At 55.0% G+C, this 13,134-nt stretch carries 12 protein-coding genes; 6 read left to right on the top strand and 6 right to left on the bottom strand.

The window, feature by feature from the left end; translation table 11 throughout:
* Positions 1 to 83: 83 nt before the first annotated feature.
* A complete protein-coding gene (gene djlA, locus OGY62_RS18680; RefSeq protein ID WP_012134111.1) occupies positions 84 to 899 on the bottom strand; it encodes a co-chaperone DjlA in 816 nt (271 codons plus the stop codon).
* A 376-nt stretch (positions 900 to 1,275) separates the two neighbouring features.
* On the opposite strand from djlA, the gene lptD reads away from it, so the two are divergent.
* From lptD to apaH, 6 genes are read left to right on the top strand one after another with little or no spacing between them, the layout of a single operon-like run.
* The gene (gene lptD, locus OGY62_RS18685) at positions 1,276 to 3,633 is read left to right on the top strand and encodes an LPS assembly protein LptD (protein ID WP_049011438.1); all 2,358 of its coding nucleotides are present in this window, start codon (positions 1,276 to 1,278) and stop codon (positions 3,631 to 3,633) included.
* A gap of 53 nt (positions 3,634 to 3,686) precedes the next feature.
* Positions 3,687 to 4,973 (top strand): peptidylprolyl isomerase SurA, encoded by a 1,287-nt coding sequence (gene surA / locus OGY62_RS18690; protein ID WP_286460397.1) that lies wholly within the window; start codon positions 3,687 to 3,689, stop codon positions 4,971 to 4,973.
* Entirely contained in the window at positions 4,973 to 5,962 is a 990-nt protein-coding gene (gene pdxA, locus OGY62_RS18695; protein ID WP_012134114.1) for a 4-hydroxythreonine-4-phosphate dehydrogenase PdxA, read from the top strand. Before surA ends, pdxA begins: the two co-directional genes overlap by 1 nt.
* Positions 5,959 to 6,780 (top strand): 16S rRNA (adenine(1518)-N(6)/adenine(1519)-N(6))-dimethyltransferase RsmA, encoded by an 822-nt coding sequence (gene rsmA / locus OGY62_RS18700; protein WP_012134115.1) that lies wholly within the window; start codon positions 5,959 to 5,961, stop codon positions 6,778 to 6,780. The genes pdxA and rsmA overlap by 4 nt, the downstream gene beginning before the upstream one ends.
* A gap of 2 nt (positions 6,781 to 6,782) precedes the next feature.
* A complete protein-coding gene (gene apaG, locus OGY62_RS18705; protein ID WP_012134116.1) occupies positions 6,783 to 7,160 on the top strand; it encodes a Co2+/Mg2+ efflux facilitator ApaG/CorD in 378 nt (125 codons plus the stop codon).
* Between the two features lie 10 nt (positions 7,161 to 7,170).
* Positions 7,171 to 8,019, top strand: coding sequence for a bis(5'-nucleosyl)-tetraphosphatase (symmetrical) ApaH (gene apaH / locus OGY62_RS18710; protein ID WP_012134118.1), 849 nt, complete (start codon positions 7,171 to 7,173; stop codon positions 8,017 to 8,019).
* A 116-nt stretch (positions 8,020 to 8,135) separates the two neighbouring features.
* Here the strand turns inward: apaH and folA are convergent, their stop codons facing one another.
* From folA to OGY62_RS18735, 5 genes are all read right to left on the bottom strand, one after another.
* A complete protein-coding gene (gene folA / locus OGY62_RS18715; protein ID WP_012134119.1) occupies positions 8,136 to 8,615 on the bottom strand; it encodes a type 3 dihydrofolate reductase in 480 nt (159 codons plus the stop codon).
* A 250-nt stretch (positions 8,616 to 8,865) separates the two neighbouring features.
* On the bottom strand, positions 8,866 to 10,728 hold the full coding sequence (kefC, locus tag OGY62_RS18720) for a glutathione-regulated potassium-efflux system protein KefC (protein ID WP_115182001.1): 1,863 nt from the start codon (positions 10,726 to 10,728) through the stop codon (positions 8,866 to 8,868).
* Positions 10,721 to 11,251 carry a glutathione-regulated potassium-efflux system oxidoreductase KefF gene (gene kefF, locus OGY62_RS18725; protein WP_012134121.1) on the bottom strand — a complete coding sequence of 177 codons (531 nt, stop codon included), beginning with the start codon at positions 11,249 to 11,251 and terminating at the stop codon, positions 10,721 to 10,723. Before kefF ends, kefC begins: the two co-directional genes overlap by 8 nt.
* A gap of 104 nt (positions 11,252 to 11,355) precedes the next feature.
* Positions 11,356 to 11,589, bottom strand: coding sequence for a YgdI/YgdR family lipoprotein (locus OGY62_RS18730; protein ID WP_012134122.1), 234 nt, complete (start codon positions 11,587 to 11,589; stop codon positions 11,356 to 11,358).
* 102 nt (positions 11,590 to 11,691) lie between these two features.
* Entirely contained in the window at positions 11,692 to 13,023 is a 1,332-nt protein-coding gene (locus OGY62_RS18735; protein ID WP_024130715.1) for an MFS transporter, read from the bottom strand.
* Positions 13,024 to 13,134: the final 111 nt, after the last annotated feature.

A 13,134-nucleotide genomic window follows, 5' to 3' on the forward strand; every position in this document is an offset into this window, starting at 1 on the left:
TGCCGGGGGCGCTTCGCTTGCCCGGCCTACCGTTCTCAACGTAGGCCGGATAAGACGCTTTACGTCGCCATCCGGCAAAACCATTATTTAAAACCTTTCTGCTCTTTAATCATTTCATACGCTTTCTGAATTTCCTGCGCTTTTTGCTTCGCCATCTCCATCATCTCCGGCGGCAACCCTTTTGCGACCAGTTTGTCCGGGTGGTGCTCGCTCATCAGTCTGCGGTACGCGCGTTTAATGGTTGTCGCATCATCTGTCGGCTTAACCCCCAGCACGTTGCAGGCATCTTCCAGCGTAGGGCCACGCTGCGCCTGCTGCCAGCCGCCGCCGGACTGCTGTTGCTGATAACCGCCGCCAAACTGCGCCCCGCCCTGCATCATGCGTAAGAACTGATCGAACTGAGCGCGGGAAATCCCCAGCTCCTCGGCGATAACGTACAGCACTTCCCGCTCGTTCGGATGGAGCGTTCCATCCGCAAACGCCGCCTGAATCTGAATTTCCAGAAACATCCGTATCAGATCAAACCGCCCAAAGCAGACGCTGCGAAACTGGCGCATTTTTTCACGTAACGGGTAATTATCCGATTTTCCCACGCGAAACGCGTGTTGGGCGGCGGTACGTGATTCGCCGTGTAAGTTCATCCGGTCCATCAACTGGCTGGCAATATGGATATCCGCTTCCGTCACGCGCCCTTTCGATTTGGTTAAATGCCCCATGACCTCAAAAGTGGTGGCGAAAAACAGTGCCTGCCGTTCACGCTGATTGGCGAACCATGCCATTTTGCGGCTGCGGGCTTTGTCGAACATGTGGCCTATCAGCAGACCTAATACCACGCCCCAGAAGCCGCCTCCCATCATCAGCGCCACTGCGACACCTACAATCTTTCCCCAGTACTGCATAGACTCCCCAAATCTTTACGCTGACAGTGAGGCTATGTCCCACAATATAGAGTGCTTTTCCTGGAATGAAGGCTGCGGTCAATTGTGGGACATCGCCTATAATTTGCATTATCATACCTGTCATTCAATGCCGTGCCTAACACCACAGACACATACCCATTGGATTTCACGTTGCAGCAAGACCGCCGCACAGCCGCCAGACGCTTATCCAGGCAAGTCGCCGGGGGCATGCGAATAACGTCCACGAAAGCGCAACCTGAAAGACGACGGGTAGAAAAGGGACAGGATTAACACTAGCGTAGTGAAGATGAGTACGTTAGTCTCTGACCGTTTGTCACGCGCAACGCTACTGATGATGGAACAATAAATACAACGTATGAAAAAACGTATTCCCACTTTCCTGGCCACCATGATCGCCAGCGCCCTTTATAGTCAGCAGGGCCTGGCCGCCGACCTTGCCTCGCAGTGCATGTTGGGTGTGCCAAGCTACGACCGTCCTCTGGTGAAAGGCGAGACGAACGAATTACCCGTGACGATCAACGCCGATCACGCGAAAGGGAACTACCCGGACGACGCGGTATTCACCGGTAATGTCGATATCAACCAGGGTAACAGTCGCCTGCAAGCTGATGAGGTGCAACTCCATCAAAAAGAGGCGCCAGGCCAGCCGGAACCGGTGCGTACCGTCGATGCGCTCGGCAACGTCCATTATGACGACAATCAGGTTATTCTGAAGGGGCCGAAAGGCTGGGCGAACCTGAACACCAAAGACACAAACGTGTGGGAAGGCGACTACCAGATGGTCGGCCGTCAGGGGCGCGGGAAAGCGGATCTGATGAAGCAGCGTGGCGAAAACCGCTATACCATTCTGGAAAATGGCAGCTTTACCTCCTGTCTGCCAGGCTCCGATACCTGGAGCGTTGTGGGCAGCGAAGTGATTCACGATCGTGAAGAGCAGGTAGCGGAAATCTGGAACGCCCGTTTTAAACTGGGTCCGGTTCCCGTCTTTTACAGCCCTTATTTACAGCTGCCGGTCGGTGACAAACGCCGCTCCGGTTTCCTGATTCCGAACGCGAAGTACACCACCAAGAACTATTTTGAGTTCTACCTGCCGTATTACTGGAACATCGCGCCCAATATGGACGCCACCATTACGCCGCATTATATGCACCGCCGTGGCGGTGTCATGTGGGAGAATGAGTTCCGCTACCTCAGCCAGGCGGGCGCGGGTTTAATGGAGTTCGACTATCTGAATTCCGATCGCGTTTACGACGATGAGCATCCGAACGACAGCAACTCCCGTCGCTGGTTGTTCTACTGGCGTCATGGCGGCGTGATGGATCAGGTATGGCGCTTTAATGTCGACTATACCAAGGTCAGCGACTCCAGCTACTTCAATGACTTTGACAATAAGTACGGTTCCAGTACCGACGGTTACGCCACGCAGAAATTCAGCGTCGGCTATGCCGTGCAGAACTTTGATGCCACGGTGTCAACCAAACAGTTCCAGGTATTCAGCGATCAGAATACCAGCAGTTACTCCGCTGAGCCGCAGTTAGACGTTAACTTCTACCAGAATGACGTTGGTCCATTCGATACGCGTATTTACGGCCAGGCCGTGAAGTTTGTGAACACCCGAGACAACATGCCGGAAGCGACTCGCGTTCACCTGGAGCCAACCATCAATCTGCCGTTATCGAATCAGTGGGGCAGCATCAATACTGAAGCGAAGCTGCTGGCGACGCACTACCAGCAAACCAATCTGGACTCGTACAACAACAATTCGCGAAACGTCAATAAACTCGATGAGTCGGTTAACCGCGTAATGCCGCAGTTCAAAGTCGATGGCAGGATGGTGTTTGAACGCGATATGACGACGTTGGCGCCGGGTTACACCCAGACGCTGGAGCCGCGCGCGCAGTATCTGTACGTTCCCTATCGTAACCAGAGCAGCATCAATAACTACGACTCCTCATTATTGCAGTCCGACTACAGCGGCCTGTTCCGCGACCGCACATATGGCGGTCTGGACCGTATCGCCTCCGCAAACCAGGTCACGACCGGCGTCACATCGCGTATTTATGATGATGCCGCAATTGAACGTTTTAATGTTTCCGTGGGTCAAATCTACTATTTCACGGAGTCTCGCACCGGCGATGACAACATAACCTGGGAGAATGACGACAAAACGGGCTCACTGGTTTGGGCGGGCGACACCTACTGGCGTATCTCCGACCGCTGGGGACTGCGTAGCGGCATTCAGTACGACACGCGTCTGGACAGCGTCGCGACCAGCAGCAGTACGATCGAATACCGTCGCGATGAAAATCGTCTCTTACAGTTGAACTACCGTTATGCCAGCGCGGAATATATTCAGGCTACGCTGCCGTCTTATTCCACTGCGGAGCAGTATAAAAACGGGATTTCCCAGGTCGGGGGCGTTGCCAGTTGGCCGATTGCCGATCGTTGGTCTATCGTAGGCGCTTACTACTTTGATACCAATGTGAATAAGCCTGCCGACCAGATGCTCGGCGTGCAGTACAACTCCTGCTGCTATGCGATTCGCTTCGGTTATGAGCGTAAGCTGAACGGTTGGGATAACGATAAAGAACACGCTGTTTATGACAACGTGATCGGCTTTAACATTGAATTGCGTGGTCTGAGCTCCAACTACGGTCTCGGCACCAAAGAGATGTTGCGTTCGAACATTTTGCCGTATCAAAGCTCTCTGTGATTTGATTGATTTACCACGTAATCCGCATTGCGGTTAATTGAAATGGAAAAAGTATGAAGAACTGGAAAACGCTGCTTCTCGGTATCGCCATGATCGCGAATACCAGTTTCGCTGCCCCGCAGGTGGTCGATAAAGTCGCAGCCGTCGTCAATAACGGCGTCGTGCTGGAAAGCGACGTTGATGGCTTAATGCAATCAGTAAAACTTAATGCGGGTCAGGCTGGTCAGCAGCTTCCTGATGATGCCACGCTACGTCATCAGATCCTGGAACGTTTGATCATGGATCAAATCGTTCTCCAGATGGGTCAGAAGATGGGGGTGAAAATCTCTGATGAACAGCTGGAGCAGGCTATCGCCAATATCGCTAAACAGAACAACATGACGCTGGACCAGATGCGCAGCCGTCTGGCTTACGATGGTCTGAGCTACTCAACCTACCGTAGCCAGATCCGCAAAGAGATGATCATCTCCGAAGTGCGTAACAACGAAGTGCGTCGTCGCGTCACCATCCTGCCGCAGGAAGTGGATGCGCTGGCCCAACAGGTCGGTAACCAGAACGATGCCAGCACAGAGCTGAACCTGAGCCACATTCTGATCCCGCTGCCGGAAAACCCGACGTCGGATCAGGTAAGCGAAGCGGAAGCCCAGGCGCGCTCGATTGTTGATGAAGCGCGTAACGGCAGTGATTTCGGCAAACTGGCGATCACCTACTCCGCCGACCAGCAGGCGCTGAAAGGCGGCCAGATGGGCTGGGGACGTATTCAGGAGCTGCCGGGCATTTTCGCGCAGGCGCTGAGCACGGCGAAAAAAGGCGACATCGTTGGCCCGATTCGTTCCGGCGTTGGCTTCCACATTCTGAAAGTGAACGATCTGCGCGGCCAGAGCCAGAGCATCTCCGTCACTGAAGTTCATGCCCGCCATATTCTGCTGAAACCCTCGCCGATCATGACCGATCAACAGGCGCGCCTGAAACTGGAAGAGATCGCAGCAGACATTAAGAGCGGCAAAACGACCTTTGCCGCCGCAGCGAAAGAGTTTTCACAGGACCCAGGTTCTGCCAACCAGGGCGGCGATCTGGGCTGGGCGGCAGCGGATATTTTCGATCCTGCCTTCCGCGACGCGCTGACCCGCCTCAACAAAGGCCAGATGAGCGCCCCGGTGCACTCCTCCTTTGGCTGGCACCTGATCGAACTGCTGGATACGCGTAACGTTGATAAAACCGACGCGGCGCAGAAAGACAGAGCTTACCGTATGCTGATGAACCGTAAGTTCTCGGAAGAAGCAGCAACCTGGATGCAGGAACAACGCGCCAGCGCTTACGTTAAAATCCTGAGCAATTAATGGCTACTGTTCAACGCGTTGTTATCACTCCCGGCGAACCCGCCGGGATTGGTCCTGACTTAGTCGTTCAGCTCGCACAGCGTGAGTGGCCGGTCGAACTCGTCGTCTGTGCAGATGCCCGTCTGTTAACCGACCGGGCCGCGTTGCTCGGTTTGCCCCTCTCGCTTCTTCCCTACTCGCCAAATCACCCTGCAAAACCGCAATCCGCCGGCACGCTGACCCTGTTGCCGACAGCGCTTCGCGCTCCTGTCACCCCAGGTCAACTCAGCGTTGAGAATGGGCAGTATGTGGTGGATACGCTGGCGCGCGCCTGCGACGGTTGTCTGCAAGGGGAATTTGCGGCGCTGATCACCGGTCCGGTTCACAAAGGCGTCATCAATGACGCTGGCGTACCGTTTACCGGACACACGGAGTTTTTTGAAGCGCGTTCGCAGGCGAAGAAAGTGGTGATGATGCTGGCCACCGAGGAGCTGCGGGTCGCGCTGGCGACAACGCACCTGCCGTTAAGAGCGGTTGCCGACGCCATTACCCCCGCTTTGCTGCATGAGGTGATCGGCATTCTGCATCATGATTTACGCACGAAATTCGGCCTTGCCGATCCGCATATTCTGGTGTGCGGGCTAAATCCGCATGCGGGTGAAGGCGGCCATATGGGAACCGAAGAGATCGACACGATCGTTCCGGTACTGGATGATCTGCGCGCTCAGGGGATGCGCTTAAGCGGCCCTTTGCCCGCCGACACGCTTTTCCAGCCTAAATATCTCGATCATGCCGATGCCGTGCTGGCGATGTACCACGATCAGGGTCTCCCCGTGCTAAAATACCAGGGATTTGGTCGCGGCGTGAATATCACGCTGGGCCTGCCTTTTATTCGAACATCCGTAGACCACGGCACCGCGCTTGAACTGGCGGGTCGGGGGCAAGCGGATGTCGGCAGTTTTATTACGGCGCTTAATCTCGCCATCAAAATGATTGTTAATACCCAATGAATAATCGAGTCCATCAGGGCCACTTAGCCCGTAAACGCTTCGGGCAAAACTTTCTCAACGATCAGTTTGTGATCGACAGTATTGTCTCCGCCATTAACCCGCAAAAGGGTCAGGCAATGGTCGAAATCGGCCCTGGTCTGGCGGCGCTGACGGAGCCTGTCGGCGAACGTCTGGACCAGCTCACGGTGATCGAACTTGACCGCGATCTGGCCGCGCGCCTGCAAACGCACCCGTTTTTGGGGCCGAAACTGACGATTTATCAGCAAGATGCCATGACCATGAACTTCGGTGAGCTGTCTGAGAAGATAGGTCAGCCGCTGCGCGTATTCGGCAACTTGCCCTACAACATCTCCACCCCGTTGATGTTCCACCTCTTTAGCTATACTGATGCCATTGCCGACATGCACTTTATGTTGCAAAAAGAAGTGGTCAATCGTCTGGTTGCAGGGCCGAACAGTAAGGCGTATGGTCGATTAAGCGTCATGGCGCAATATTATTGCCAGGTGATCCCGGTGCTGGAAGTGCCACCATCCGCCTTCACGCCGCCGCCTAAAGTCGATTCCGCCGTTGTGCGCCTGGTGCCTCACACGACGATGCCGTATCCGGTGAAAGACATACGCGTGTTGAGCCGCATCACCACCGAGGCGTTTAACCAGCGTCGTAAAACGATTCGCAACAGCCTCGGAAATCTGTTCAGCGTCGAGGTGCTGACGGAACTGGGCATTGACCCGGCATTGCGAGCGGAAAATATCTCTGTCGCGCAATATTGCCAGATGGCGAACTATCTGTCAGAAAACGCGCCTTCGAAGGAGAGTTAAGCATGATCAATTCGCCCCGAGTGTGTATTCAGGTTCAGAGCGTCTACATTGAAGCGCAATCTTCACCTGATGATGAACGTTACGTATTCGCATACACGGTAACCATCCGCAATTTGGGGCGAGCGCCAGTGCAGTTGTTGGGGCGTTATTGGCTGATAACCAATGGTCATGGCCGCGAAACCGAAGTACAGGGCGAAGGTGTGGTTGGCGTGCAGCCGCACATCGCGCCCGGAGAAGAGTACCAGTACACCAGCGGCGCCGTTATTGAAACGCCGCTGGGCACCATGCAGGGTCACTACGAAATGATCGATGAAAAAGGCGTCGCCTTTACTATCGATATTCCCGTGTTCCGACTCGCCGTTCCAACACTTATTCATTAAAACTCAAGCAATGGCAACATACCTCATTGGCGACGTTCACGGTTGCTACGACGAACTGATCGCATTGTTACACCAGGTGGAATTTACCCCCGGTTCAGATACCCTGTGGCTTACCGGCGATCTGGTCGCTCGCGGCCCTGGTTCTCTGGAAGTGCTCCGCTACGTGAAATCACTGGGCGACTGCGTGCGTCTGGTGCTTGGCAATCACGATTTACATCTGTTGGCCGTCTTTGCGGGCATTAGCCGCAATAAGCCGAAAGACAGGCTGACTCCGCTGCTGGAAGCGCCAGACGCCGACGAACTGCTCAACTGGCTGCGCCGTCAGCCGCTGTTGCAGGTCGACGAAGAGAAGAAGCTGGTGATGGCGCATGCGGGCATTACGCCGCAGTGGGATTTACAGACAGCGAAAGACTGCGCGCGCGATGTTGAAGCCGTGCTGTCGAGCGACTCCTATCCCTTCTTCCTCGACGCGATGTACGGCGATATGCCGAACAACTGGACGCCGGAGCTAACGGGTCTGGCGCGGCTGCGTTTTATCACGAATGCCTTCACCCGTATGCGTTACTGTTTCCCGAACGGCCAACTGGATATGTACAGCAAAGAGTCGCCGGAAAACGCCCCTGCGCCGCTGAAACCCTGGTTCGCCATTCCGGGGCCGGTTAGCGAAGCATACAGCATTGTCTTTGGTCACTGGGCGTCGCTGGAAGGTAAAGGGACGCCGGAAGGCATTTATGGTCTGGATACCGGCTGCTGCTGGGGCGGGGATTTAACCTGCCTGCGTTGGGAAGATAAGCGCTACTTCGTGCAGCCGTCGAATCGTCATCTTGATTCAGGCAAAGGCGAGGCGGTGAACGCCTGAGCGTTATTTTGTAGGCCGGATAAGGCGTTTACGCCGCTATCCGGCATTCACGCCACATTATTGCCTGATGGCGCTTCGCTTATCAGGCCTACAAATCCGCATTACAACATGCCGGATTAACGACGCTCCAGAATCTCGAAGCAGTAGCTGTGAGAATTCTGCTCATCGGCGTCGTGGAACTCGCTGAAGACCGATTCCCAGTCATCCGGTTCGTAGTCCGGGAAATGGGTGTCCCCTTCCACTTCGGCATCAATATGCGTCAGATACAGTTTCTGCGCTTTCGGCAAGAACTGTTCGTACACGCGTCCGCCGCCAATCACCATAATCTCTGGCGCATCGCCGCAGGCGGCAATCGCTTCATCGACCGATTTCACCCACTGCACGCGATCGTCAGTGCCAGGCTGGCTGCTGATGACGATGTTTTTACGCCCCGGCAGCGGTCGCCCGATGGATTCCCAGGTATGGCGCCCCATAACCACAGGCTTGTTTAAGGTGTTACGTTTAAACCAGGCGAGATCGGCAGGCAGGTTCCACGGCATGGCGTTTTCCATGCCGATAACGCGATCTACCGCTAACGCCGCAATCAGACTGATCATTGAATATTTCCTGGATACAAAAAATTGTCGCCACTATACGGAAAGAGCAATCTTTCGTCGACTAACGAAAAGAGGAATAGCACGAAAATTTTCCGTTCTGCTGGCAACCCGACTTATTTAAAGCGGTGTCAGCTCGCAGGCCGCCATCAGGCAATCAGACGCGCCATCCGGCCTACGATGGTTTGTAGGCCCGGTAAGCTTAGCGCCACCGGGCAAATTGCCGGATGGCGGCGTAAACGCCTTACCTGGCCTACGTTGACGGTTTCACTTCCGGCTCATCATCTGCATCACCCGTATGCTTACCTTCATCCGTGCCTTGCCAGCCGTGGCGTTGAATTAACGATAAATGTTCACGGTCTTCAGTAATAATCTCGCTCAACATAGCGCTGGTGCGTTTATAGACAGCCGCGCGGGACGTTGGATCGTTTTCCCCTTTCGCCATCTCTTCCACCATCTGCGTATTAAAACGACGGAACAGATCGGCACGCTCGCGCGCCTCGTAGCGTCCCAGCCCTAATTTTTCCAGCGCCTGACGCCCTGTTTTTAACGCGCCTTCAAACGTTTCACGCTCCGGCATCTCAACACCGGCCTGTCGCAAACGAATGTAGTGATCGACATCGCGGGCGCGGGCAATAATTTGCAGGTCGGGGAAATGGGCTTTTACCATTTCTGTCAGTTGTAAACTGGTTTGCGGATCGTCAATCGCGTTGATCAGCACTTCCGCTTTCGCCGCACCCGCGGACTCCAGCAAATCCATGCGCGTCGCGTCACCGTAAAAGACCTTCATGCCAAATTTGCGCAGCGTTTCAATATGATCCGGGTCATGGTCGAGAACCACCATTTTTACCCCGCTCGACAGCAGCAAACGCCCCGTAATCTGCCCAAAACGGCCAAATCCGGCGATGATCACGCGCGGTTGTTCCGCATCGATCTCATCCGCTTCACGCGCTTCACCGATTGCGGATTTTTCCAGACGGCTCAGGAGCACCAGAAAAATGGGCGTCGCCGCCATTGAGAGCGCAACGGTGAGCGTCAAGGCCTTCGCCCATTCCGGGTCGAGTACATTGGCCATTTGCGCCGCGCCGAATACCACAAAGGCAAACTCACTCCCCTGTCCTAATAATACGGCAAACCAGAGACGTTGCTTATTCGGCACCCGTAGCGGCCTGGCGACAAGCCACAGCATTACCGTTTTAATGACCAGGAAACCGACCAGCAGGATAAGAATGCGTAACGGATTATCGATCAGCGTGCCAAAGTCGATAGACATGCCAACGCCGATAAAGAACAGCCCCAGCAGCAGCCCTTTAAACGGTTCTATGTCGCTTTCCAGCGCATGCCGGTATTCCGAGCTTGCCAGCAACACGCCCGCCAGAAACGCCCCCATCGCCATCGACAGCCCCACTTCTTCCAGCAGCAAGCCGAAGCCAAAGACCAGAAACAGGGCCACGGCGCTGAACACTTCACGCAAACCGGAACGCGCGACAAAACGCAACGCCGGGCGCGTGACATAGCGCCCTAACAGCACCACCAGCGCCAGCGCCCCTGCCACTTTTAACGCAGACAGTGCAAAGACGCCCAGCGTCGTTGAAGCGCTGCTGGCGGCCAGTAAGGGGATCATCGCCACCAGTGGAATAGCGGCAATATCCTGAAACAGCAGCACGGCGAATGTGCTACGGCCCATTTGCGAGACGGTCAGGTTACGCTCATCCATCGCCTGCATCGCAATCGCCGTGGAAGAGAGCGCCAGCGTCATGCCGATCAGCTCCGCCACCTGCCAGCGCAGGCCGAGGAACATACAGAACAGGCCAATCAACCCACCGCATACCACCATCTGCAACGCGCCGCCGCCAAAAACCGACGCACGCAGTTTCCACAAACGCTGCGGGTCCAGCTCCAGCCCAATCACAAACAGCATCAGCACCACGCCAATTTCGGCGAAATGGAGAATAGCTTCAGCGTCCGTCACCAGACGCAGCCCCCACGGGCCGATAATACACCCGGCAATGAGGTAGCCCAGCACCGACCCTAAGCCCAGCCGGACGGCAATCGGCACAATCAGCGCGGCCGATCCCAGGTAAATCAGCGCCTGTATCAGCGTATGGCTATCCATGATTTGCCTCCTGCCACGCCAGCAAACGTTGCTTATAGTGGCGAGCCTGCGCCTGGAGCGTTTCGTCATCACAGACAAACGTACAGTGCATCGCAAAAGGCGGCAGCCAGTTGAGCCCACAATAGAGCGCGGTAGCCTGTAACGGCTGCGAGAGCACATCAAAGCCCGGATAGGCGCCAATAGCGAAGTGGCTTTCGCCTCCGCCAGTCGTCACGGCCCACATCAGATCTTTGTCCCGGAGCGCCGTGCCGCCATGCCCGTAGGCCCAGCCATGCGCGAGGACTTTGTCCATCCAGAGTTTGAGTAAAGGGGGAACGCTGTACCACTGCATTGGATGCTGCCAGATGATAAGACGCGCGCGCGCCAGCGCCTGCTGCTCGGCGGCAACATCAATATTGAAGTCAGGATAAAGCTGATAGAGCGAACGAATTTCGACGCCATCCAGCGTCCTTGCCTGTTCCAGCATCCGTTTATTCGCATGCGAGTGCTGCGGATACGGATGGGCATAAATAATGAGGATCATGAAGTAGCCTGTTATTTTACATCTCTGTTTTACCACAGAGTGTAGTCAGTAATTTAACAGGCTAATAGTGAATATTATTGAGCAGCTAAATGGATAAAACTGAATTAATTATCCAGCTCGCTCATGTTCTTCACCTGATCGCGGTTGATCTGTTCCGTTTTACCAGTTTCCGCGTTTTTGTAGGACACCAGTCCGGTATCATCATCGACCTGTGGTTTACCATCGGTGACGATCGTTTTGCCGTCGGTGGTTTTTATGGCCTGGTTTGATGAACAGCCCGCTACGGTAAATACCGTCGCAGCGGCAAAAAGAGACGCAATAAGAAGTTGTTTTTGCATGGTGTTCTCCCTGCTTTTCAGTCATTTTCAGTGGTATACCCATTAACTATAGACTAACTGACTGACCTTAAAAGAAAATACAGAACACTCTGAAGATATCCCCTAGCACAGAGGCTTGTTGCGAATCGTCATACTGCTCGTCTGGGCAAGCGTCAGTCCACGCGTCTCCGGCGCAAAGGCGATGGAAATAAGCAGACCGATAAGTGAAATTCCCGCCCCCATCAGCATGACGTAGCTGATCCCATATCTGGTGATGAAGATCGGCAGCGCCCACGTTGAAAGGATGGTGCCAATTCGACTCAGGGACATAATGACGCCCACGGCAGACGCGCGAATATCCGTCGGGAACAGCTCATTCGGGTAGAGCCACTGAAGGTTCCCCGGGCCGCCGGAGAAAAAGGCGTACACCGCAAAGGCCGCAACCACCAGCCAGATCCCCATTTCTGGGATAAGCCCCAGCACAGCCAGCGCCAGCGTCATCATAACAAAGCTGCCGATCAGCAATGGCCGTCGCCCTATGCTGTTCAGCCAGTACATCGGCGGAATACAGCCCAGCATAAAGAACAAACTGATCACCACATTGCCCAGCGCCGCGCTTTTCCCGACGCCCAGCCCCAGCAGGCCGACAATCTGCGGGCCAAAGGTATAGATGGCGAACATCGGGATGACCTGGCAGGTCCAGATGGCGGCGACAAACAAAACAAACGGGAAGTGACGGCGATTAAACAGCTGTAAGAAGCGCGTCTCCTGGGGCGGTTCTTCATCAAACGCCACCGGTTCGCCAAACAGTTTAATCATCATCTCCTCGCACTCTTTCACCCGCCCCTTACGCAACAGCCAGCGCGGTGATTCGGGAAGATCAAAGCGCCCGATCAGGATCATAATGCAGGGAATTGCCGCGCTCCCCAGCATCCAGCGCCATCCGCCCGCCACATCGTACAACCAGTAGCCGACCAGATCGGCGCAGGTGGCGCCGACATACCACATCGCGGCAATAAAACTGATCGAGAAGGCGCGCTGGCGGGTGTTGGAAAACTCGGTAATCATCGAGGTGGCGATAGGATAATCCGCGCCAATCACCACCCCAATCAGCACGCGCATGACGAGCAACTCCATCGGCGATGAGACAAACATCGTCGCTACCGATATCACCCCAATGGCGATGATATCGATGAGGAACATTTTACGTCGCCCCACTTTGTCTGAGATATAGCCGAACAGCGACGTACCGACAAACAGCCCGGCCAGCGTGCCTGCCCCCAGTAACCCCAGCCACTGCGCATCCAGCTTCAGCGCAGGAGTGAGCTGCTCCAGCGCTACGCCAATCATGACCAGTACGTAACCGTCCAGGAACGGCCCGCCGCTTCCCCACAGCATAATTCTGCGGTGAATAGAGGAGAATTTAATGTCGTCAAAGTTCCTGGGCTGCTGCATAGCCGCGTCCTGTTTTGTTTTCACTTGATGCCTGATGGCGCTACGCTTATCAGGCCTACGAATCACGTATTTTGTAGGCCGGATAAGACGCATCAGCGACGCCATCCGGCA

Origin of the sequence: Citrobacter sp. CK198 (assembly GCF_030333295.1) — a bacterium.
Classification (GTDB): domain Bacteria; phylum Pseudomonadota; class Gammaproteobacteria; order Enterobacterales; family Enterobacteriaceae; genus Citrobacter_B; species Citrobacter_B koseri.